The organism is Cognatilysobacter bugurensis, from assembly GCF_014652095.1.
GTDB classification, from domain to species: Bacteria; Pseudomonadota; Gammaproteobacteria; order Xanthomonadales; family Xanthomonadaceae; genus Cognatilysobacter; species Cognatilysobacter bugurensis.
Genome location: NZ_BMYD01000001.1, coordinates 781,050 through 802,581, shown reverse-complemented (window position 1 = coordinate 802,581; position 21,532 = coordinate 781,050). Strand labels below are relative to the sequence as shown.

Sequence of the window (21,532 nt, the reverse complement as noted above, 5' to 3'; positions counted from 1 at the left end):
CCGTGGGACAGCGCACTCCACTGCGTCCCGCTTTACAGGTGTCTCGTAGATAGACGGGTTAAAGGCGCCGTCCGCGCGTGCGCGTTCGTGCTGGTCCGGCTCGAGATAGATCGCACCCCGAAAAACGAATCAGGGGCACCCGAAGGCGCCCCTGATTTCCGACTCGACCCGCCTCGCGAAAGCTTCGCGAAGCGGGGCTAGGCGACCTGCTTACGCCGCCTGCTTGGATGCGAGCTGGCGGAGCACGTAGTGCAGGATGCCGCCGTGGCGGAAGTACTCGACTTCCTTCGGCGTCAGCAGCAGCACGCGGACTTCGAAGCGCTTGTCGCTGCCGTCGGCCTTGCGTGCGATGACGGTCGCGATCTTCGACGCGCCGTCCTCGAGACCCACGATATCGATCGCTTCCGAGCCGTCCAGGCCCAGCGAAGCGACGCTGTCGCCGTTCTGGAACTGCAGCGGCAGCACGCCCATGCCGACGAGGTTGGAGCGGTGGATACGCTCGAAGCTCTCCGCGACGACAGCCTTCACGCCGAGCAGGTTCGTGCCCTTGGCTGCCCAGTCGCGCGACGAGCCCGTGCCGTACTCCTTGCCCGCGAACACGACCAGCGGCACGCCGTCGGCCTTGTACTTCACGGCGGCGTCGTAGATCGCCATCTTCTGCGGCTCGGCGCCGTCCTGACCGTAGTACAGCGTGTTGCCGCCTTCCTCACCGCCGAGCATCAGGTTCTTGATGCGGATGTTCGCGAACGTGCCGCGCACCATCACGTCGTCGTTGCCACGGCGCGAGCCGTAGCTGTTGAAGTCCGCCGGCTGCACGCCGCGCTCCTGCAGGAAACGCCCGGCCGGCGAGTCCTTCTTGATGTTGCCGGCAGGCGAGATGTGGTCGGTCGTGATCGAATCACCGAACAGGCCCATAACGCGTGCACCGGTCACGTCGCGGATGTCGCCGACCGCCATCGTCATGCCGTCGAAGTACGGCGGGTTCTTGATGTACGTCGACTCGCCGCTCCACTCGAACGACTCGCCCTCGGGCGAATCGATCTGGGCCCAGCGCGTGTCGCCCTTGAACACGTCCGCGTAGTTCTTCGCGAACATCTCCGGGCCGATCGTCGCGGCGATCATGTCGCCGATTTCCTTGTTGCTCGGCCAGATGTCGCGCAGGTAGACCGGCTTGCCCTCATCGGTGTGCCCGAGCGGCTCGTTCGTCAGGTCGATGTCGACCGTACCCGCCAGCGCGTAGGCGACGACCAGCGGCGGCGACGCGAGGTAGTTCATCTTCACTTCGGAGTGCACGCGGCCTTCGAAGTTGCGGTTGCCCGACAGCACGGAGGCGACGACGAGGTCGTTCTCGGCGATGCCGCGCGAGACTTCCTCGGGAAGCGGACCCGAGTTGCCGATGCAGGTCGTGCAGCCGTAACCGACGACGAAGAAGCCTAGCTTCTCGAGGTCGTCCAGCACGCCGGCCTTCTTCAGGTAGTCGGTCACCACGAGCGAGCCCGGCCCGAGCGACGTCTTCACCCACGGCTTGGCCTTCAGGCCCAGCTTGGCCGCGTTGCGGGCCAGCAGGCCGGCGCCGAGCATGACGGCGGGGTTGGACGTGTTCGTGCACGAGGTGATCGCGGCAATCACGAGCGAGCCGTCGGTGATCTGACAGTCCTGCTCCTGCACCCGGATCTTCGAGACGGGCTTCGCTGCCAGCGTGTCTGCCTGCTCCTGCGCGCCGCCTTCCTGGTTGAAACGGTCAACGTCGCCGCGCGGCTTGCGATTGGTCGTCAGGCCACCGAGGTTCGATTCGAAGTTGCCTTTGACGTCCTCGAGCAGCACGCGGTCCTGCGGACGCTTCGGGCCGGCAAGCGACGGACGCACGTCCGCGAGGTTGAGCTCGAGCGTGGCCGAGTACGTCGCTTCCGGCTGGCCGGCCTCGTGCCACATGCCCTGGGCTTTCGCGTAAGCCTCGACCAGCGCGATCTGCTCTTCCGAGCGGCCCGAGAGGCGCAGGTAGTTCACCGCTTCGGCATCGATCGGGAAGATGCCGCAGGTCGCGCCGTACTCCGGCGCCATGTTGGCGATCGTCGCGCGGTCGGCGAGCGGCAGGGTCTGCAGGCCCTCGCCGAAGAACTCGACGAACTTGCCGACGACGCCGTGCTTGCGCAGCGTCTGGGTGACGGTCAGCACGAGGTCGGTTGCGGTCGTGCCTTCCGGCAGGCGGCCGGTGAGCTTGAAGCCGACGACCTGCGGAATCAGCATCGACGAGGGCTGGCCCAGCATCGCGGCCTCGGCCTCGATGCCGCCCACGCCCCAACCGAGCACGCCGATGCCGTTGATCATCGTCGTGTGCGAGTCGGTGCCGAACACGGTGTCCGGGAACGCCAGGAGCTCGCCGTCGACTTCGCGCTCGAACACCACGCGCGCGAGGTTCTCGAGATTGACCTGATGGACGATGCCGGTGTTCGGCGGGACGACCTTGAAGTTCTCGAACGCCTTCTGGCCCCAGCGCAGGAAGCTGTAACGCTCCATGTTGCGCTCGAACTCGATCTTGCCGTTGAGATCGAGCGCGTCGGCACGGCCGAACACGTCGACCTGCACCGAGTGGTCGATCACCAGTTCGGACGGGATCAGCGGGTTGATCTGCTTCGGCGAGCCGCCGAGCTTCGACACCGCATCGCGCATCGCCGCGAGGTCGACCACGCAGGGAACGCCGGTGAAGTCCTGCAGCACGACGCGCGCCGGCATGAACGCGATTTCCGTTTCCGGCTCGGCCTTCGCATCCCACTTCGCGACGGCTTCGATGTGGTCCTTGCCGACGGTGATGCCGCCGTCTTCGTGGCGGAGCAGGTTCTCGAGAAGGATCTTCATCGAGAACGGCAGCTTCGAGATATCGAACTGCTGGCCCAGCTTCGGCAGGCTGAAGTAGGTGTACGACTTCCCGTTGACGGAAAGTTGCGCGCGGGTGGCGAAGGAGTCGGCCATGTGGGCTCCGTGGCTGCAGCAAAGGGGATTCGCGGGCGGGCCGGCGTCAGGCGCGGGCGCACAGCACTGCGATAAAACAGCGCGATTATGCCGGATTCGGCTTGCCCGCGCCCGTGCGCAGGTCGTCCTTTCGGACGATGCCTACGCGCCCAGATGTGTGCGGATGGCCTCGGCCATCTCGCGCCGACGCAGCACGAAGTCCCACAGGCTGCCGCCGAGCTGTCGCCACAGCACTGCAGAACGCATCGCCGCGAGCAGTACGGCACGCACTTCAGCGACGACCGCAGGCTGGCCCAGATAGTGCGGGTTGCCTTGGACGAGCACGCGCGGACGCAGGTGACTGAGCGTGTCCGCATACAACCCGCCGAGGGCGGCGAGCACGTCCGGGTGCATGGTGCCAAGGCGTTCGGCTGTATCTGCGTGGCGCTCGATGCCCGTCCGCACACGCTCGACCATCGGGCCGTCGCCCGTGAATCGACGCTCCAGCTGGACGACGGCGAGCGCCAGTCGCGGCAGCTGGTCGTCGCGCGCGGAGCCGGAAAAATAATCCCGAAGGATCGACAGCCCGGGTCGCAGCCCGCCGGCCCCGCCGTACACGGCCTGCGTCGACGGTGCGTCCACCTTGAACACTGAGTCGAGGGCGACGGTCAGGACACGGCCGTCCGCCTCGCCGGTCTCGGCGATGCGACGAACCTGCGCCAGCGCCTGCATGAGCCCCGCCAGCGCCAGCACGCGATCGGACATCGCATTTCCCATTGTCGTGCTCATGCGGCGCGCTCCCGCAGCCGATGCTCGAGCGCCGCATCGGTGCCGTCGATGACCGCACCGCCCAGGCAGACGTCGCCGTCATAAAACACCACGGACTGGCCGGGGGTCACCGCGCGCTGCGGTCGGGCGAACCGCACGCTCAGGCGGCCGTCGTCGCCGACGTCGACCTCGCAGGGTTCGTCCTGTTGGCGGTACCGCGTCTGCGCCGAGCACGCGAAGCGACGGGCGGGCGGCGCGCCTTCGATCCAGTGGGCAATGCCCGACCGGAGTGTCTGCGATTGCAGCCAGGGCGAGTCGACGCCCTGATCGACGTACAGCACGTTCGTCGCGACGTCCTTGCCGACGACATACCACGGCGCCGCGTCGAAGCCGCGCACGCCGCCGATCTGCAGGCCTTCGCGCTGGCCGAGCGTGAAGAAATACACGCCGGGGTGTGTGCCCACGGCGCGGCCGTCGGGCGTGCGGATCTCGCCGGGTTGCGCGGGCAGGTAACGGCCCAGGAACTCGCGGAAGTCACGCTCGCCGATGAAACAGATGCCGGTCGAGTCTTTCTTCGCCGCTGTCGGCAGCGCTGCGTTCGCGGCGATGCGGCGCACGTCCACCTTCAGGGTGTGGCCCAGCGGAAAGACAGTCGCGGCCAGCTGTGCCTGGCCGAGCTGATGAAGGAAGTAGCTCTGGTCCTTGCTGCGGTCCGCGGCACGCAGCAGCCGGTGGCGGCCGCCGACGTGTGAGATGCGTGCGTAATGACCGGTCGCGATGCGCTCGGCTCCCAGATCCCGTGCGGCGTCGAGAAAGTGCTTGAACTTGATTTCGCGATTGCACAGCACGTCCGGATTCGGCGTGCGTCCGGCGGCGTATTCGTCCACGAAATGCTGGAACACGCCGTTCCAGTACTCGCCCGAAAAATCCCGGAAGTGGATCGGCACGCCGAGCCGGCCACAGACCGCGACCGCATCGCGCCGATCGTCCTCGGCGCGGCAATCACCGCTGCCGTCGTCAGCCCAGTTCTGCATGAACAGGCCCGCGAGCGGCTCGCCCGCGTCCCGCAGCAGCAGGGCTGCCACCGAGGAGTCGACACCGCCCGACACTCCGACAATCGTGCGCGGCGCCGTCATGCGACCTGCAGCATCAGTTCGAGCGGATGACGGCGCCCGGCGAGGTAATCCGAGGCTGCGCGCCACACGAGGGGACTGCGGTGGCGCGCATGGGCCGCCTGCAGCTCCGACGGCGTCATCCAGACCGCGCGCTCGATGCCGACGTCGAGTGGGCGGGCAGGGTCGTGCGAAACCGGTTCGGCAGCGAATGCGAAGCGCAGATAGTGCCGCCCCTCGCGCCCGTCCGGGTCGTCGGGGGCCTTCCACTGGTACGCGCCGACGAACGCCGTCAGGCGCACGTCCCAGCCGGTCTCTTCGCGCGTCTCACGCAGCGCGGCCTCGGTGAGGCTCTCGTCAGGCTCGAGGTGCCCGGCCGGCTGGTTGAGCACGAGCCGACCGCGCACGGTCTCCTCGACCATGAGCAGGCGGCCGCCGTCGACGACGATCGTCGCGACGGTGACATCGGGTTGCCAGAAACGTCCTTCGCGGTAACTCACGGGCTGAAGCCTCCTCATTCACCGCTAGAACGCAAAGCGCGGCATTTTGCAGCCGTCGGCTCGTGCGGTCCATCGCGTCTGCTCAGGGTGGGCCGCCTATAATCGGCGGATGGCCCGACAGACTGATCACGAACATCATCACGGCGCACTCGTCGAGACCGGCAAGCCGGAAATCGCGCGGCCGCCTCTGTATTCCGTACTGCTGCTGAACGACGACTACACCCCGATGGATTTCGTCATCGAGGTTTTAACGCGGTTTTTCCCGATGACAGCCGAAAAAGCGACGCAGGTCATGCTCCATGTGCACACGCGCGGTCGCGGCGTATGCGGTGTCTTCACCCGCGAAGTAGCCGAATCGAAGGTGGCGCAGGTCAACGAGTTTTCTAGGCTTAATCAGCATCCATTGCTTTGCACGATGGAGCGGGCCTGAAGCACGGAGTAACGCGTCCGGGACAGGAAGCCGGGGAGGGCGGGGAACTGCGTCCGTCCTGGCGGATCGAACGTATCGAGTGATGGGGCACGGCATGGAAAAGCACGCGCCCGACCCCATCTAGGACGCATCAGCTTTCGGAGGCTTCTGCCCCATGTTCAGTAAGGATCTCGAGTTCAGCATCGGCCAGTGCTACAAGCGCGCCCGCGAGGCCCGCCACGAGTACATGACGGTCGAACACCTGCTGCTCGCACTGCTCGACAACCCCTCCGCGGAGAGCGTGCTCAAGGCGTGTGGTGCGGATTTCCTCCGCCTGCGCACGGATCTTGAGCAGGCCATCCAGACCTCCGTTTCGGTGCTGCCCGACGATCTCGATCGGGACACGCAGCCCACGCTGGGTTTCCAGCGCGTGCTGCAGCGCGCCGTCTACCACGTGCAGTCCTCCGGCAAGAAGGAAGTCACGGGCGCGAACGTGCTCGTTGCGATCTTCGGTGAGAAGGACTCCCATGCCGTGTATTTCCTGAACCAGCAGGACATCGCGCGGCTCGACGTCGTCAACTACCTCTCGCACGGGATCGCCAAGCGCGGTTCAGACGAGCCGGGCCAGGGTCCGCAGGACGAAGAAGCCCGCCAGGGCGAGTCCGAGGGCGAAGGCAAGGGCGACGCGCTCGCGGAATTCGCCGTTAACCTCAATCATCTCGCACGTGAGGGGCGGATCGATCCGCTCGTCGGGCGTACTGATGAGGTGGAGCGCACGATCCAGGTGCTCTGCCGTCGTCGCAAGAACAACCCGCTGTATGTCGGTGAGGCCGGTGTCGGCAAGACCGCGATCGCCGAAGGCCTTGCGAAGCGCATTGTCGATGGCGACGTTCCCGAAGTGCTCTCGGGCGCGACGATCTTCTCGCTTGACCTCGGCGCGCTGGTCGCCGGAACGAAGTACCGAGGCGATTTCGAAAAGCGTCTCAAGTCGGTTCTGACGCAGTTGAAGAAGATTCCGGAGGCTGTGCTGTTCATTGACGAGATCCACACCATCATCGGTGCGGGCTCGGCGAGCGGCGGCACGATGGACGCCAGCAACCTCATCAAGCCGGCGCTGTCGTCGGGCGAGCTGCGCTGCATTGGCTCGACCACGTTCCAGGAGTACCGCGGCATCTTCGAGAAGGACCGTGCACTTGCACGGCGCTTCCAGAAGATTGACGTCGTCGAGCCGACAGTGGGCGAGGCGTTCGAAATCCTGCGCGGCCTGAAGGCAAAGTACGAAGCGCACCACGGCGTCACGTATGCCGACGACGCGCTTCAGGCGGCCGTCGACCTGTCGGTGAAGCACATCGGCGACCGTCTGCTGCCCGACAAGGCAATCGATGTCATCGACGAGGCCGGTGCACGCCAGCGCCTGCTACCGGTGGAGGAGCGCAAGGCGACGATCGACATCGAGGAGATCGAGACGATCGTCTCCAAGATGGCGCGTATCCCGACCAAGCAGGTCTCGGCGACCGACAAGGACGTGCTGAAGAACCTCGAGCGCAACCTCAAGATGGTGATCTTCGGGCAGGACCCGGCGATCGACTCGCTGACGGCGGCGATCAAGCTCGCGCGCTCGGGCCTCGGGAACCCCGACAAGCCGATCGGCAACTTCCTGTTCGCCGGCCCGACCGGCGTCGGTAAAACCGAGGTGACGAAGCAGCTTGCGTTGCAGCTCGGCATCGAGCTGGTCCGCTTCGACATGTCCGAGTACATGGAGCCGCATTCGGTGAGCCGCCTCATCGGCGCGCCTCCGGGTTACGTGGGCTTCGACCAGGGCGGTCTGCTGACGGAGAAAATCGTCAAGACGCCGCACTGCGTGCTGCTGCTCGACGAGGTCGAGAAGGCGCATCCGGACATCTTCAACATCCTGTTGCAGGTCATGGATCGCGGCATGCTCACCGACACGAACGGACGCGAGGCCAACTTCCGCAACGTCGTGCTCGTGATGACGACGAACGCGGGTGCCGCCCAGGCGTCACGCCGGTCGATCGGCTTCACCAAGCAGGACCACGCGTCGGATGCGATGGAAGTGATCCGCAAGAGCTTCACGCCGGAGTTCCGCAACCGCCTCGACGCGGTGGTGCAGTTCCAGCCGTTGGGCTTCGAGCACATCCTGCGCGTCGTGGACAAGTTCATGATCGAGCTGGAGTCGCAGCTGCACGAGAAGAACGTGGCGCTGTCGGCAACCCCGACCGCCCGCGACTGGCTCGCGCAGCACGGCTTCGACCCGCTGATGGGCGCCCGCCCGATGGCACGCGTGATCCAGGAGAAGATCAAGCGTCCGCTTGCCGACGAGCTGCTGTTCGGCAAGCTCGTCAACGGCGGCCGCGTTACGGTCGACGTTCGCGACAATGAACTCGTGGTCGAGGCCTATCCGGAGCCGGAGAAGCTGCTGCCCGCGACGGTGTAACACGCGTGCGGACCGGCTAGCCCGGCCCGCGCGCCCGAGGCGGAAACGAAAAAGGCGGCCAATGGCCGCCTTTCTCTTTCGTCGCAGCTGAAGCCGCCGCGCCGGGGGGACTTACTTCGCCCCTTACTTCATGCGGTAGGTGATGCGGCCCTTCGTCAGGTCATAAGGCGTCATCTCAACCTTGACCTTGTCGCCCGTCAGGATGCGGATGTAGTTCTTGCGCATCCGACCGGAGATATGGGCAATGATCTCGTGGCCGTTTTCGAGGCGCACACGGAACATGGTGTTAGGAAGCGTTTCCGCCACCGTTCCCTCGAATTCGATCACATCGTCTTTGGCCATGGGTGTCCTATGTCACAAAAATACGGACGTGTCCCGCCCGATAAGCCCAGCATTCTGCCACGTCCGCATCCGTGAACGCAAAATTCACGTTTCGAGCGCCGGTCGGGAGGCCGCGAGTTGGGCCGTATCGATCTCTCCGAACAGCGCGCTCCAGTTACCTGTGTTGCCGCTTTGCCGGACGAGCTCGCTGACCGTCTGGGAGAAATCCGTGCGCGGCATGCGTCGCGCGCCGAGTTGCATCAGATGCGGATTTTCGACCTGCGCGTCGAGCAGGGGCCAGCCCCACTCGCGCATCCGACTCATCAGCGCTCCAAGCGCCGCCTTCGACGCACCGGATTCAAGGCTGAACATGCTTTCGCCATAGAACATGCGCCCGATCGCGACGCCGTAGAGCCCACCCACAAGGCGGTCGCCGGACCACACTTCGATCGAGTGCGCGTGTCCGGCCTCGTGGAATTGCCGGTAGGCCTCGAGCATTTCCGGGACGATCCAGGTGCCGTCCTGGTGACGGCGCGGGACGCTCGCGCACGCGTTGATGACGGCGTCGAATGCCTGATCGGCTGTGACACGCCAGGGGAGCTGGCGCAAGGACCTGCGGAATCGCGAGGGCAGGGCGAAGCACCGCGTCTCGAACACCGCCCGCGGGTCGGGCGACCACCACAGGATCGGCTGGCCTTCGGAATACCACGGGAAAATCCCGTGCCGGTACGCGTTAAGCAGCCGCTCGATGGAAAGGTCGCCGCCGATCGCGAGCAGCCCGCAGGGCTCGCGCAGCGCCCACTCCACGGGCGGGAACGGTGTCTGGGGGTCAGCCGGCAGCAGGATCGGGCGCAGCGGCATCGTCGGCTCGCTTGAAAGGGGAGCGCTGCGCCAGCATTTGCGCGTGCTGCAGAACATGACGGCGTTCCTGTGCGCACCAGCCGCGGAGCGCGTCGCGAAAGGCCGGCTCCGCCAACCAGTGGCGACTGCGCACAATCGCCGGCAGGAAGCCGCGCGCGAGCTTGTGTTCGCCCTGGGCCCCAGGCTCGAACCGTGAAAGGCCGTGGGCGAGGGCGTATTCGATTCCCTGGTAGTAGCACGCCTCGAAATGCAGGCCGGGCACCCGCTCGCTCGCGCCCCAGTAGCGGCCGTAGAGCGTGTCATTCCCGCGCAGGCACAACGCGCCGGCGACGGGTGTTCCCGCGCGTTCCGCAAGGACGATCACGAGCGACTCGGGCATTTGAGACGCGAGATGCCGCAGAAACCCGAGCGTCAGCGCCGGGTGGTTGCCGTATTCCGCGAACGTACCGACGTAGAACTCGTGCATCGCGGCGAGCTCGGCCTCGGTCGCGTCCCGGCCCTCGACCACGCGCAGAACGACGCCCTCACGCGCGACTCGGGCCCGCTCCTGCCGGATGTTCTTGCGATGCTTGTGGTCGAGCGCCGTGAGGAAGTCGTCGAAGTCGCGCCAATCGCCGGCGTTGGTCCAGTGGTACTGCACGTCGAGTCTTTCGAGCCACTGCTCGTCGAACGCATCGCACTCCACGTCCGCATGGAAGTTCACGTGGGCCGACGAGTTGCCGGCGTCCTCGGCGGTCTGAACCAGTGCCCCGGCAAGCGCCGCGCGACCTGCGGCGTCCCGGGCGAGCAGCCTCGGCCCCGTTACGGGCGAATACGGCACTGCGCACAGCGTCTTGGGGAAGTAATCGAGGCCGTGCTGCGCGTAGGCCCGGGCCCACGCGTGATCAAAGACGAACTCCCCGTGTGAATTTTCCTTTTCGTATGCCGGTGCCGCGGCCACGAGGCGGTCCGCGTCCCACAGGGTGCAGTGGCGCGGCGTCCAGCCCCATTCGGGCCGGATGCAGCCGTGCCGCTCGAGACCGGCAAGGAACGCATGGTGCACGAACGGGTTCGCGCCGTCGTGCAGCGCGTCCCACTGCGCTGCCGGGATGTCGTCGAGGCGTTCGAACGTGCGCAGCTCCATGGCGGCGGCGTCAGTCCAGCACGTCGACGTGCGGATCCCGGCTGCGCACGGACGCCTCAGGCGTGCAGGTCGAGGAACTTCTCGGCATCGAGCGCCGCCATGCAGCCGAAGCCGGACGAGGTGATCGCCTGGCGGTACACCTGGTCGGCGACGTCGCCTGCCGCGAACACACCGGGCACCGAGGTTTGCGTCGCGTTGCCCTGCAGGCCGGTCTGGATCGTAATGTAGCCGTTGCGCATCTCGAGTTGGCCGTCGAACAGGGTCGTGTTCGGCGTGTGGCCGATGGCGACGAAGAGGCCGTGGATCGGGATCTCGCGCGTCGAGTCGTCCTGCACCGAGCGCACGCGCATCGCGGTCACGCCCGCGTCGTTGCCGAGCACTTCGTCGACGACGTTGTGCCATACCGGCTCGATCTTGCCGGCTGCTACCTTCGCAAACAGCTTGTCCTGCATGATCTTTTCGGCGCGCAGCGTGTCGCGACGGTGCACGAGGTAGACCTTGCGCGCGATGTTCGACAGGTACAGCGCTTCTTCGACCGCGGTGTTGCCACCGCCGATGACCGCCACGTCCTGGTCCTTGTAGAAGAAGCCGTCGCAGGTCGCGCAGGCCGACACGCCGCGACCCTTGTAGACCTCTTCCGACGGTAGCCCGAGATACTTGGCGGTCGCGCCGGTCGCGATGATGAGCGCGTCGCAGGTGTACTCGCCGCTGTCGCCGATCATCCGGAACGGGCGGCGTGCGAGATCAACGGTGTGGATATGGTCGAACACGACTTCGGTATCGAAGCGCTCGGCGTGCGCCTGCATGCGCGCCATCAGGTCCGGGCCCATAAGGCCGTGCGGGTCGCCCGGCCAGTTGTCGACCTCGGTCGTCGTCATGAGCTGGCCGCCCATCTGCAATCCCGTGATGACCACCGGCTTGAGGTTCGCGCGCGCGGCGTAGACCGCGGCGGTCCAGCCGGCCGGACCGGAGCCGAGGATGACGAGACGGGAGTGCTTCGGTGGGGTCATGGATATAATCGGCCGTTATGGAATGCGCCAGAAATGGCGCGGACGGAGCGCGCGGAAGCGGGCATGATGACCGCCCGCCGAGCTCCTGAGAGCCACATAGAGTGGCGGCGGCATTCCGGCAACACAAGGCGCATCGCGGGCGACAGCGTTCCACCCTCGCGATGCAATAGGCACAACCCGACCGGCCCGCCGCGATTGCGGCGTTTTTTCTGGCCGGCAACTGGAGGTAGCAATGCGCATCGGTGTACCCAAGGAAACCAAGACCCTCGAAGGCCGCGTCGCGCTCGTTCCTGAAGCGGCAGGCGACCTGGTCAGCCGCGGCCACGAGGTTTGGCTCGAAAAGGACGCCGGCATCAAGAGCGGCTTCAAGGACGAGGCGTACACGCGTCTCGGCGTGAAGATCGCCCCCGACGCCGTCGCCCTGTACGAGAAGGGCGAGCTCATCGTGAAGGTCAAGGAGCCGATCGCCGGCGACCTGCAGCACCTGCGCAAGGACCACCTGCTGTTCTGCTACCTGCATCTGGCCGCCGAGCCGGCGCTGACCCGTCAGTTGCTCGACATCGGCCTGACCGGCGTCGCGTTCGAGACCGTCGAGCTGCCGAACGGCGACCTGCCGCTGCTCGCGCCGATGTCGGTGATTGCGGGCAAGATCGCGGTCCAGGTCGGCACGACGCTGCTGCACATGCCGCAGAGCGGCAAGGGCAAGCTGCTCGGCGGCCTGCCGTCGACGCAGCGTGGCAAGGTGGTCGTGTTCGGCGCGGGTAAGGCCGGCGGTGCATCGGCGGCGCTCGCCGCGGCCGGCGGTGCGAACGTGACCGTGTTCGAGATGCGCCAGGACCGCATGGACGAGATGATGGCGCTCGGTCCCAACGTGACGACGCTGTACCCGTACCGTGACGTTGTGGCCCGCGAAGTGGCCTCGGCCGACCTCGTGATCGGAGCCGTGCTCGTGACCGGTGCGAAGGCGCCGCATGTGCTGACACGCGACATGCTGCAGGGAATGGAGGACGGCAGCGTCGTTGTCGACATTTCGATCGACCAGGGCGGCTGCTTCGAGACCTCGCGTCCGACCACCTGGAAGGAGCCGACGTACGTGGAAGAGGGCGTGACCCACTTCTGCGTGACGAACATGCCGGGCTCGGTCCCGCAGACGAGCTCGCAGGCGATCTGCGCGGCCATCCTGCCGTGGGTCAACAAGCTGGCCTCCGGGCAGTGGCGTGACAACGAGCCGCTCGTGCGCGGCATCAACGTCGACGGCGGGAAGCTGGTTCACCCGGCGCTGCAGGGCATGCAGCTCTGACGGTTTAAGCTTTGGTGGTGTGGCACTGGATCGCCGGCCCTGCGCCGGCGATTCGCTTTCACGGCTTTCGCACGGCTGGCCGATGACGTCGCGTCCGGTGAGACCGCGCTGCCCGCCCCCATGCGTCGGAGTCGGGGTCCGGCCTTTTCACGTATATTCAACGACTAACGTCGATCAGCTCAGGCAGCACATCACGGTGGCGCAGTCCCCTACCGCCCCTCGCAGGAAGTCCGCGCCCGCGGCCGCACGCACGCCGTCGCCCAAGCGGCAGCGGATCGTGCGCGACCTCGCGTTGATCGCGATTGCGCCTCTGCTTCTGTATCTGATGGCGAGCCTCGTGACGTACTCGCCGACGGACCCCGGCTGGTCGCACGCCGGCAGCGTGGCCGCGCCGCTCAATAACGTGGGCGGGGAAATAGGCGCATGGATCGCCGACGTGTTGCTGTACCTGTGCGGATACGTGGCGTTCTTATTGCCGGTGATGCTAGGCGCGATCGCGTGGATCGCGCTGTTCGGCATGGACAACGATCTTTCGCCCGGGGAAGGGCGCGCCGATCTGGGTCCCGCGCTGCGGCTGATCGGGATCGTCGGCTTCCTGGTCTCCGCGGCCGGCCTTCTCGAGCTGCGGCTCGGCGTCGCCGAGCATTTTTCGGCGGGCAGCGGCGGAATCCTGGGCCGACTGGTCGGTGAGTCGCTCTACCGCGGCTTCGGGCCGGTGGGCGGGAACCTGTTCCTGCTCGCGCTCCTGCTCGCCTCGGTCACGCTGGCGACGGGCCTCTCGTGGCTGGCCGTGATGGACAAGCTGGGGCAGTGGACGCTCTCGCTGGGGCCGACGCTGTCGAAGACGTTCCAGCGCTCGAGTAAGCAGGCCAGCGACTGGCAGCGCCAGCGGGCGATGCGCGAAGAACGCGAGGAAGTCCGCAAGGCCGACACCGAGAAACGTGAGAAGCGTGCGCCGGTCAGGATCGAACCGCCGCCCGCGCCGATGGTTGAAAAAAGCGAGCGCGCCAAGCGCGAGACGCAGATTCCGCTGTTCCACACGGACAACGGCACGGGCGTCCCGCCGCTTGCGCTGCTCGACGATCCCAAGCCGCAGGCGAAGGGCTACAGCGAGGAGACGCTCGAGACGCTGTCGCGGCAGATCGAGTTCAAACTCAAGGACTTCCGCATCGATGCTCAGGTCGTCGGTGCATACCCGGGACCGGTGATCACGCGGTTCGAGATCGAACCTGCGCCCGGAGTGAAGGTCAGCCAGATTTCAAGTCTGGACAAGGACATCGCACGCGGACTTTCGGTGAAGTCGGTGCGCGTCGTCGACGTGATTCCGGGCAAGTCGGTCATTGGCCTGGAGATCCCGAACGTCACGCGCGAGATGATCTTCCTGTCCGAGCTGCTGCGCTCGCGCGAGTACGACAAGTCGTCGAGCCCGCTGACGCTTGCGCTCGGCAAGGACATTGCGGGGCGGCCGACCGTCGCCGACCTGGCTCGCATGCCGCACCTACTCGTGGCCGGTACCACGGGCTCGGGCAAGTCCGTCGCCGTCAACGCGATGGTCCTGTCGCTGCTCTACAAGGCATCCGCGAAGGAACTGCGGATGCTCATGATTGACCCGAAGATGCTCGAGCTGAGCGTCTACCAGGGCATCCCGCATCTGCTCGCGCCCGTCGTGACTGACATGAAGGAGGCCGCCAACGGCCTGCGCTGGTGCGTGGCGGAGATGGAGCGCCGCTACAAGCTCATGAGCGCGGTCGGCGTGCGCAACCTCGCGGGCTTTAACAAGAAGGTGAAGGACGCAATCGACGCGGGTCAGCCGCTGATGGACCCGCTGTTCAAGCCGAACGCCGAGGCGGGCGAGGTGCCGCGCGAGCTGGAGACGCTGCCGTTCATCGTCATCTTCATCGACGAATTCGCCGACATGATGATGATCGTCGGCAAGAAGGTCGAAGAACTCATTGCGCGGCTTGCGCAAAAGGCCCGTGCGGCGGGCATCCACCTGATCTTGGCAACCCAGCGCCCATCGGTGGACGTGATCACCGGCCTGATCAAGGCGAACATCCCGACGCGTATCGCGTTCCAGGTCTCGAGCAAGATCGACTCGCGGACGATCCTCGACCAGTCCGGTGCGGAGACGCTGCTCGGCCACGGCGACATGCTCTACCTGCCGCCGGGGACGGCAATGCCGGAGCGCGTGCACGGCGCGTTCGTCTCGGACGAAGAGGTGCATCGCGTCGTCGAGCACCTCAAGCAGATCGGCGGCGGGCCGGACTACATCGAAGGTGTGCTCGAGGAAGTGCAGACGCTGGGCGACGGCACCGTCGTCGGCCCGACGGGGCTGCCGGAGTCGGGCGGTGGGGGCGGGGACGAGTCCGATCCGTTGTACGACGAAGCAGTGCGCATCGTCACCGAGACGCGGCGCGCGTCGATCTCGGGCGTGCAGCGCCGGCTGAAAATCGGCTACAACCGCGCCGCGCGCCTCATCGAGGCGATGGAAGCGGCCGGCATCGTGACGCCGCCCGAGCACAACGGCGATCGCAGCGTGCTGGCACCGCCGCCTCCGAAGTAGCCAGCGATCCGCGAGCGCTGAACGGCGTCCCGCGGCGCTTCGCAGCTACCAGCATTGTCGACCGCCTGTTCAGCTTCGTCGGACGACACTCCACCCATCTGTCCGGGAGACGTTCGATGCAGGCAATTCGTTCTTATGCGCTGGCCGCCGGCCTCGCCACCATGGCGTTCGCGGTGGATGTGTCCGCCGGCGCCCGCGACGACCTGAACACGTTCGCGAAGGGCCTGAAGGGGTTGGACGGCCGGTTCACCCAGCAGGTGTTCGACCCGAACGGCAAGCTGAAAGAGACCGCGACAGGCACGGTCGCACTGTCCACGCCTCGGCTGTTCCGATGGCAGTACGCAAAGCCCTATCCGCAGACGATCGTGGCCGATGGCCGCACCGTTTGGGTGTACGAGCCTGACCTCGAGCAGGTCACGCGCCGCCCGCAGGGCGTCGAGGAACAGAACAGCCCGCTGGCCGCCCTGATCGACCCCGCCAAGCTCGATGCACAGTTCAATGTGCAGGATGCCGGCAGTAAGGACGGCCTGAGCTGGCTGGCGCTGGCGCCAAAGAAGGAGGGTGACTCCGGCTTCCGGTCGGCAAAGCTCGGATTCGGCCCGACCGGACTCGTGCGAATGCACGTTGTCGATGCGCTGGGCCAGCGCACCGAGATCCGCTTTGACAACTGGCGCAAGAACCCCAAGTTCAAGCCGGCGACATTCCAGTTCAAACCGCCGGCGGGCGTCGACGTGATCGGCGGCTGACCCTGAGCAGGGACGTTGCATTAATGAGTCAGCGAAACGGCGGAGAAATCCGCCGTTTCGCATTTCATCGACAGGAAAATCACAGGTTATCCACACCCTCCGGTCGAGAGTGAATTTCCCACGTGAAGTGGGCTGTGGAGTCCTGTCATGCGTCGATCCGTTCTGACCATCGCCCTTGCATCCTTGTGCGGCCTTGCCGTGGCCTCGGCCGTAAGCCAGGTGCCTGACATCGGGCCGTCGCTGGTTGCGAAAGCGACTGAGGGCGCGCCGTCGACGCGGATGGAAGGCGATCAGGCGATGGACGACGCGGTCGCGACCGCGGTGATCGCGGCAATCGATCGGCAGTTCGGCGAGGACCGCGTGGCGGTGCGCCTTGACCGCCTGGCAGTGAAGCCCGCGAGCATCCGCGATCGCACGGTGGACGGCTTCGGGCGGATCCAGCTGGGCACCGACGCGGCGTGGATCCCGTTCCGCTTCGAGGCCCTATACGACACCGAGAACACGGCGGTGAGTTATCCGCGCCTGGTTCTCGGCGAGACGCAGCCGGGCAATGAACTGGGGACGGACTCCGACATCGCCCGCGCGCTCGCGACGCGCGTCGACCGGGCGCTCGGGGAGGAATTCGAGCAGCAGCCGTTCGAGCTGGTCATCGATCGTGTCGCCACGTCGCCGGCCGGCCAGCGCCTGGTCCAGGTGCGCGGCACTGGCACGGTCGACTTCGGTGCAGACGGCGCGACGGCCGCGCACATCGATGCGCTGTATGACCCGGTCGAAGCGCGCTGGCTGCGCGTCGAGTACGAACTCGGCCCGACGGCGAACTGGGACACGGCACCGCGCGCCACATTCGCAGGTCGCTGATCGCGTCACGCACCGCTTGTTATCGTGCGGGCCCGCTAGCGATTCCGAGCTCCGGTGTCCCGACGCACGACTGCACAACCTCCTGATACCGGCGACCTCCTGGGCGATTACGCGCCTTCGCGGCCGCTCGCCGAGCGCATGCGGCCCCGCGAGCTGGACGACATGGTTGGGCAGCGGCGCCTGCTCGCGCCCGGCAGCGCGCTGCGGCGCGCGGTCGAAGCCGGGCGCATCCACTCGATGGTGTTGTGGGGCCCGCCCGGCTGCGGCAAGACGACGCTCGCGCTGCTGTTCGCGAGGTATGCCGATGCGGAGTTCCGCTCGGTGTCCGCGGTCCTGTCCGGACTGCCCGACGTCCGACGCGAGCTGGCCGACGCGGCCGCGCGCTTCGCAAACGGGCGCCGCACTGTTCTGTTCGTCGATGAGGTCCACCGATTCAACAAGACGCAGCAGGATGCATTCCTGCCGCACATCGAGCGCGGGACGATCATTTTTGTCGGCGCCACGACGGAGAACCCTTCGTTCGAGCTGAACTCGGCGCTGCTCTCGCGCTGCCGCGTGCATGTGCTCGACGCGGTCTCGCCCGAAGACATCGCGGAAGCTCTGCGGCGTGCGCTTGCTGACGGGGAGCGCGGGCTCGGGGACATGGGGCTGGACGTGTCGGATGAGGCGCTGCATGAGATCGCGACCGCCGCAGACGGCGACGTGCGGCGCGGGCTCACCTTGCTCGAGATCGCTGCCGAACTCGCCCAGGACGAAGGCGGGGTGATCACCACGACGACGCTTGCGCAGGTGCTGGCCGACCGCTCGCGCCGGTTCGACAAGGGCGGCGAGCAGTTCTATGACCAGATCTCGGCGCTGCACAAATCGGTGCGAAGCTCGAACCCCGATGCCGCGCTGTACTGGCTCGCGCGCATGCTCGACGGCGGCTGCGACCGCAGCTATCTCGCGCGCCGCATGACGCGCATGGCCGTCGAGGACATCGGCCTGGCGGATCCGCGCGCGCTGCCGATGGCGCTGGACGCCTGGGACACGTTCGAGCGCCTTGGGAGCCCCGAAGGCGAGCTGGCACTCGCGCAGCTTGTGCTGTACCTAGCCAGCACCGCGAAATCGAATGCAGCGTACGTGGCATACAAAAAGGCGCAGGCGGACGTGCGCGAGCACGGCACGCAGGAGGTGCCTCTGCACCTGCGCAATGCCCCGACGAAGCTCATGAAGGATCTGGGCTACGCCCGCGGCTACCAGTACGACCACGACGCCGACGCGGGCATCGCGCTGGACCAGACCGCGTTCCCGGATGCGATGGGCGAGCGGGTGTACTACGAGCCGGTGCCGCGCGGCCTCGAGCTCAAGCTCAAGGACAAGCTCGATTCACTGCGCGCGGCACGTGCTGCCGCGCGCGACGACGGGCGAGCCGAGACCTAACGGGCCCCTGCTCGCCGCCAGCGCAATCCGTCTCAGCCGCCGTAATGCGCCGGCTCCTGCGGCCGGCCAAAAAGAAACCCCTGGCCGTACACGCAGCCCATTGCGACAAGCGCCTGGCGCTGCATCTCGGTTTCGATGCCTTCGGCAACAACTTCGATGCCCAGCGAATGCGCAAGTGCGAGGATCGCGCCGACGACCGCCGAGCTTCGCTGGGAGCGGTCGCCGCCCAGCGAGTCGACAAACGAGCGGTCGATCTTGATCATCTTCAGCGGGAAGCGGTGCACGTATCCCAGTGACGAATAACCGGTGCCGAAGTCGTCGAGCGCCGCCTCGACGCAGGCCACGCGCAGGCGATCGAGAATCCTCGCCACGGCCTCGGGGTCGCCGAGCAGCGTGCCCTCGGTGACCTCGATGCGCAGGTTCTTCGGGTCGAAGCCGGTCTCGGTCGTGACCTTCAACAAACGCTCGTCGAAGTCGTCGTGCTGGAAATGCAGCGGCGAGATGTTGAGCGTGATGAAGCCGCCGTCCTTGACCAGCGGGATGGCGGCCGCGCACGCGGCGCGGTACATCTGCCAGTCGATCGCCTCGATCAGGCCGCATTCCTCGGCCACCGAGAGGAACTTGTCCGGCGTGAGGATGCCGCGCTCCGGATGGCGCCAGCGGATCAGCGCCTCGTAACCGATCGCCCGCGTGTCGCCCAGCCGGACCAGCGGCTGGAAGTACGGCTCGAACTCCTCGTTCGCGAGCGCCGCGCGCAGCTCGTGCTCCAGAGCGAGCACGTCCGTAGCCTGCCGCTGCAGAGAGTCGTCGAACAAGACATGGCGCGCGCGGCCGGCGCCCTTGGCGCGATAGAGCGCGACGTCCGCGTCGTGGAGGATCGCATCGGTACTGCGGTAGCGCGTGTCGCCGAACGCGATGCCGATGCTGGCCGAGGTCTGCAGCTCACGGCCCGCGATCGACATCGGCCGCTGCATCGCCTGCTGCACGCGCTCGGCGACGCCGCACGCATCCTCGGGTTTCTCGATGTCGACCAGCAGGATCGCGAACTCGTCGCCGGACAGCCGCGCCACGACGTCGGGCTCGCGCACGCACTGCGACAGACGCTGCGACACCTCCTTCAGCACGTCGTCGCCCGCCAGATGGCCGAGGCTGTCGTTGAACAGCTTGAAGCGGTCGACGTCGAGATAGAGCAGGGCGAAGCGGCGGTCCGGTCGGCGACGCAGCAGCGCGATCTCGCGATCCAGGCGGTCCTGCAGGTAGAGCCGGTTCGGCAGGCGGGTGAGCGCGTCGTGCATCACCTGGTGCTTGAGCTGCGCCTCAATGCGCTCGCGCACGGCGATCTGTTCGCGCAGCTCCTGCGTGCGCTCGTGCACGCGTTGTTCGAGTTCGGCGTTCAAGCGCTTGAGCGCCTCAGCGGCCTTGCGACGCTGCAGCGAGCTTGCGATCTGGTACGACACGAACGTCATCAGTTCGCAGTCGGCCTGGTCGTAGTGGAAGTCCGCGCGGTAGCTCTGCATCGCGATCATGCCCATGACGCCGTTCTGGCCGCCGAGGGGCACTCCGAGCCAGGACACCGCGGGCACGCCAGCGCCCTTGCTCCACGCGAACTCGCCGCCGGCCTCCATGCGCAGCGCTTCGGGCTCGTCGAGCAAAAGCGGGCGGCCCGTGCGGATCACGTATTCGGTGAGGCCGTTGCCGAGTGGGCGTTGCGGCTGCGGGCTTTCGACGGTGTCGGCGAAGTAGGGGAATTCGAGGTGCCGGCGATCGTCGGTGAGCAGCGCGATGTAGAAATTTTCCGCGTTAAGCAGTTCGCCGACCACCTCGTGGATCTGCGCATAGAAGCGTTCACTGCTCTCGTCGACGTTCGCGAGCGCGGCGATGCGGTAGAGGGCGGCCTGTAGGTGCTCGGCGCGAAGGCGTTCGGTGATCTGCTTCTGGAGGTCCTCGTTCGCTTCGGCAAGCTGCCGGGTGCGTTCGGCGACGCGCTGCTCGAGGCTCTCCTTCGATCGCTTGCGTTCGACGGCGGTCAGGATGTGATCGGCGACGAAGCTGAGCAACGCGCGCTCGCGCTCTCCGAAGCGATTCGCCTGGTCGTAGCTCTGCACCACCACGCCGCCGAGCACTTCGCCGTTGCGGCGCATCGGCACGCCGAGCCAGTCGAGCGAGTCGGCGCCGTGGAAGCGGATCGGGCCCGACACCTGCGTCGCAAGGCTTTCCTGGCTGCCCATCAGCGGGCGGCCGCCGGTCACAAGGTGCCAGGTCAGGCCGCGCTCGATGTCGGCCAGCGCCATTTCCGAGCCCAGTTCCGGCCCGCTGGAGTCGATCGCGTCGACGAAGTACAGGAACTGCAGGGCCGCGCGCTCGCGATCAAACATGACGATGTAGAAGTTTTCGGCATACATCAGCCCCGCAACGATGCCGTGCAGCTCCCAGAGCATCTCGGACATGTCGAGATCGGAGCCGGCCATGTCGGCGATCGCGAACAGCGCGTGCTGCACCTGCTCGGCCTGCGAGAACTGCGCGACGGAGCGGCCGAGGCGCTCGAGGCTGAGCAGTTCGGTCATCCGCTGACGCGCTGCGTCGAGCACGGCGCGGTGTCTGGCGCCGTCCGGTAGCGCCGGCATGAGGAGAGCGACCGCGCCTTCCTCATCGTCGGCGAGCAGCGTGGCGCGCCCGTCGGGGCTGCCGCTGCGGAGCGCTAGAAGGGCGCCGTCGGCGTCGAAGACGTCGGTCGGCCCGCCTGTCTCGGGGACGGTGCGCACGGCCTGGGGCCAATCGCACGCGAACACGATGCGCAGCCCGTCGCCCCCGTCGCCGAGCGCGGCGAGCAGCGCGGCGGCCACGTTCTCCGGCGAGGTCGCCGTGAGGATCGATAGCACCTCGGGCGCTGCTGGGTCGGCTTCACGAATCGCGGGAGAGAGCGCCAGGTTCATTGTTCTGCTTCCAGCATGTCTGGCCGCGTCCGACGGCCGGCGGGACCGGCGGAAACCGCCGGATCGACACCGCGCAGTTGGATGAGCGGCGGCCCAGGACGACGCGGGGGCGGGTCGGGCAGAGGTGTTAACGGCCCCACGCCCGAGACCTGTAGCTGAGCGAGGCTGCAATTCCTCGTCGTCGGCTACCCGACCCTCTCCA

15 protein-coding genes and 1 pseudogene are annotated in these 21,532 nt (G+C 66.8%); 7 read left to right on the top strand and 9 right to left on the bottom strand.

What is annotated here, in order from left to right; genetic code table 11:
* Positions 1–282 precede the first annotated feature (282 nt).
* The 4 genes and pseudogenes from acnA to IE075_RS03680 form a co-directional block, all read right to left on the bottom strand.
* A pseudogene (gene acnA / locus IE075_RS03695) lies at positions 283–2,970 on the bottom strand (aconitate hydratase AcnA); the annotation flags it as partial.
* 141 nt (positions 2,971–3,111) lie between these two features.
* Positions 3,112–3,726, bottom strand: coding sequence for a high frequency lysogenization protein HflD (gene hflD / locus IE075_RS03690; protein WP_189454772.1), 615 nt, complete (start codon positions 3,724–3,726; stop codon positions 3,112–3,114).
* Between the two features lie 8 nt (positions 3,727–3,734).
* Entirely contained in the window at positions 3,735–4,853 is a 1,119-nt protein-coding gene (mnmA, locus tag IE075_RS03685) for a tRNA 2-thiouridine(34) synthase MnmA (RefSeq protein ID WP_189453406.1), read from the bottom strand.
* Positions 4,850–5,347, bottom strand: coding sequence for an NUDIX hydrolase (locus IE075_RS03680; protein ID WP_189453404.1), 498 nt, complete (start codon positions 5,345–5,347; stop codon positions 4,850–4,852). The genes mnmA and IE075_RS03680 overlap by 4 nt, the downstream gene beginning before the upstream one ends.
* Positions 5,348–5,438: 91 nt before the next feature.
* On the opposite strand from IE075_RS03680, the gene clpS reads away from it, so the two are divergent.
* The gene (gene clpS / locus IE075_RS03675; RefSeq protein WP_189453402.1) at positions 5,439–5,759 is read left to right on the top strand and encodes an ATP-dependent Clp protease adapter ClpS; all 321 of its coding nucleotides are present in this window, start codon (positions 5,439–5,441) and stop codon (positions 5,757–5,759) included.
* A gap of 154 nt (positions 5,760–5,913) precedes the next feature.
* On the top strand, positions 5,914–8,193 hold the full coding sequence (gene clpA / locus IE075_RS03670; RefSeq protein ID WP_189453401.1) for an ATP-dependent Clp protease ATP-binding subunit ClpA: 2,280 nt from the start codon (positions 5,914–5,916) through the stop codon (positions 8,191–8,193).
* A gap of 123 nt (positions 8,194–8,316) precedes the next feature.
* On the opposite strand, the gene infA is transcribed toward clpA, so the two are convergent.
* The 4 genes from infA to trxB form a co-directional block, all read right to left on the bottom strand.
* Positions 8,317–8,535: a translation initiation factor IF-1 gene (gene infA / locus IE075_RS03665; RefSeq protein ID WP_031372296.1), complete on the bottom strand. Its 219-nt coding sequence runs from the start codon at positions 8,533–8,535 to the stop codon at positions 8,317–8,319.
* A gap of 84 nt (positions 8,536–8,619) precedes the next feature.
* A complete protein-coding gene (aat, locus tag IE075_RS03660) occupies positions 8,620–9,375 on the bottom strand; it encodes a leucyl/phenylalanyl-tRNA--protein transferase (RefSeq protein ID WP_189453399.1) in 756 nt (251 codons plus the stop codon).
* A complete protein-coding gene (locus tag IE075_RS03655) occupies positions 9,344–10,498 on the bottom strand; it encodes a GNAT family N-acetyltransferase (protein WP_189453396.1) in 1,155 nt (384 codons plus the stop codon). Before IE075_RS03655 ends, aat begins: the two co-directional genes overlap by 32 nt.
* Before the next feature lie 56 nt (positions 10,499–10,554).
* Positions 10,555–11,508, bottom strand: a complete 954-nt coding sequence (gene trxB / locus IE075_RS03650) for a thioredoxin-disulfide reductase (RefSeq protein WP_189453395.1) — start codon at positions 11,506–11,508, stop codon at positions 10,555–10,557.
* Between the two features lie 232 nt (positions 11,509–11,740).
* On the opposite strand from trxB, the gene IE075_RS03645 reads away from it, so the two are divergent.
* The 5 genes from IE075_RS03645 (at position 11,741) to IE075_RS03625 (ending at position 18,397) form a co-directional block, all read left to right on the top strand.
* A complete protein-coding gene (locus IE075_RS03645) occupies positions 11,741–12,808 on the top strand; it encodes an alanine dehydrogenase (protein WP_189453393.1) in 1,068 nt (355 codons plus the stop codon).
* Positions 12,809–13,004: 196 nt separating this feature from the next.
* Entirely contained in the window at positions 13,005–15,371 is a 2,367-nt protein-coding gene (locus IE075_RS03640) for a DNA translocase FtsK (RefSeq protein ID WP_229792298.1), read from the top strand.
* A 116-nt stretch (positions 15,372–15,487) separates the two neighbouring features.
* Complete coding sequence (lolA, locus tag IE075_RS03635; RefSeq protein ID WP_189453387.1) at positions 15,488–16,117, top strand: outer membrane lipoprotein periplasmic chaperone LolA; 630 nt, start codon at positions 15,488–15,490, stop codon at positions 16,115–16,117.
* A 147-nt stretch (positions 16,118–16,264) separates the two neighbouring features.
* Positions 16,265–16,975 carry a hypothetical protein gene (locus tag IE075_RS03630; RefSeq protein WP_189453385.1) on the top strand — a complete coding sequence of 237 codons (711 nt, stop codon included), beginning with the start codon at positions 16,265–16,267 and terminating at the stop codon, positions 16,973–16,975.
* Between the two features lie 138 nt (positions 16,976–17,113).
* Positions 17,114–18,397 (top strand): replication-associated recombination protein A, encoded by a 1,284-nt coding sequence (locus IE075_RS03625; RefSeq protein WP_189454770.1) that lies wholly within the window; start codon positions 17,114–17,116, stop codon positions 18,395–18,397.
* 32 nt (positions 18,398–18,429) lie between these two features.
* Here IE075_RS03625 and IE075_RS03620 read toward each other — a convergent pair whose 3' ends face one another.
* Positions 18,430–21,330: a sensor domain-containing phosphodiesterase gene (locus tag IE075_RS03620; protein WP_189453383.1), complete on the bottom strand. Its 2,901-nt coding sequence runs from the start codon at positions 21,328–21,330 to the stop codon at positions 18,430–18,432.
* Between the last annotated feature and the right edge of the window lie 202 nt (positions 21,331–21,532).

Excerpts from the sequence above, each read along its gene's own strand:
- mnmA (WP_189453406.1), bottom strand. The coding sequence starts at position 4,853 with ATGACGGCGCCGCGCACGATTGTCGGAGTGTCGGGCGGTGTCGACTCC.
- hflD (WP_189454772.1), bottom strand. The coding sequence starts at position 3,726 with ATGGGAAATGCGATGTCCGATCGCGTGCTGGCGCTGGCGGGGCTCATG.
- lolA (WP_189453387.1), top strand. The coding sequence starts at position 15,488 with ATGCAGGCAATTCGTTCTTATGCGCTGGCCGCCGGCCTCGCCACCATG.
- clpS (WP_189453402.1), top strand. The coding sequence starts at position 5,439 with ATGGCCCGACAGACTGATCACGAACATCATCACGGCGCACTCGTCGAG.
- IE075_RS03680 (WP_189453404.1), bottom strand. The coding sequence starts at position 5,347 with ATGAGGAGGCTTCAGCCCGTGAGTTACCGCGAAGGACGTTTCTGGCAA.
- IE075_RS03655 (WP_189453396.1), bottom strand. The coding sequence starts at position 10,498 with ATGGAGCTGCGCACGTTCGAACGCCTCGACGACATCCCGGCAGCGCAG.
- IE075_RS03620 (WP_189453383.1), bottom strand. The coding sequence starts at position 21,330 with ATGAACCTGGCGCTCTCTCCCGCGATTCGTGAAGCCGACCCAGCAGCG.
- infA (WP_031372296.1), bottom strand. The coding sequence starts at position 8,535 with ATGGCCAAAGACGATGTGATCGAATTCGAGGGAACGGTGGCGGAAACG.
- clpA (WP_189453401.1), top strand. The coding sequence starts at position 5,914 with ATGTTCAGTAAGGATCTCGAGTTCAGCATCGGCCAGTGCTACAAGCGC.
- trxB (WP_189453395.1), bottom strand. The coding sequence starts at position 11,508 with ATGACCCCACCGAAGCACTCCCGTCTCGTCATCCTCGGCTCCGGTCCG.
- IE075_RS03625 (WP_189454770.1), top strand. The coding sequence starts at position 17,114 with ATGCGGCCCCGCGAGCTGGACGACATGGTTGGGCAGCGGCGCCTGCTC.
- aat (WP_189453399.1), bottom strand. The coding sequence starts at position 9,375 with ATGCCGCTGCGCCCGATCCTGCTGCCGGCTGACCCCCAGACACCGTTC.
- IE075_RS03645 (WP_189453393.1), top strand. The coding sequence starts at position 11,741 with ATGCGCATCGGTGTACCCAAGGAAACCAAGACCCTCGAAGGCCGCGTC.
- IE075_RS03630 (WP_189453385.1), top strand. The coding sequence starts at position 16,265 with ATGCGTCGATCCGTTCTGACCATCGCCCTTGCATCCTTGTGCGGCCTT.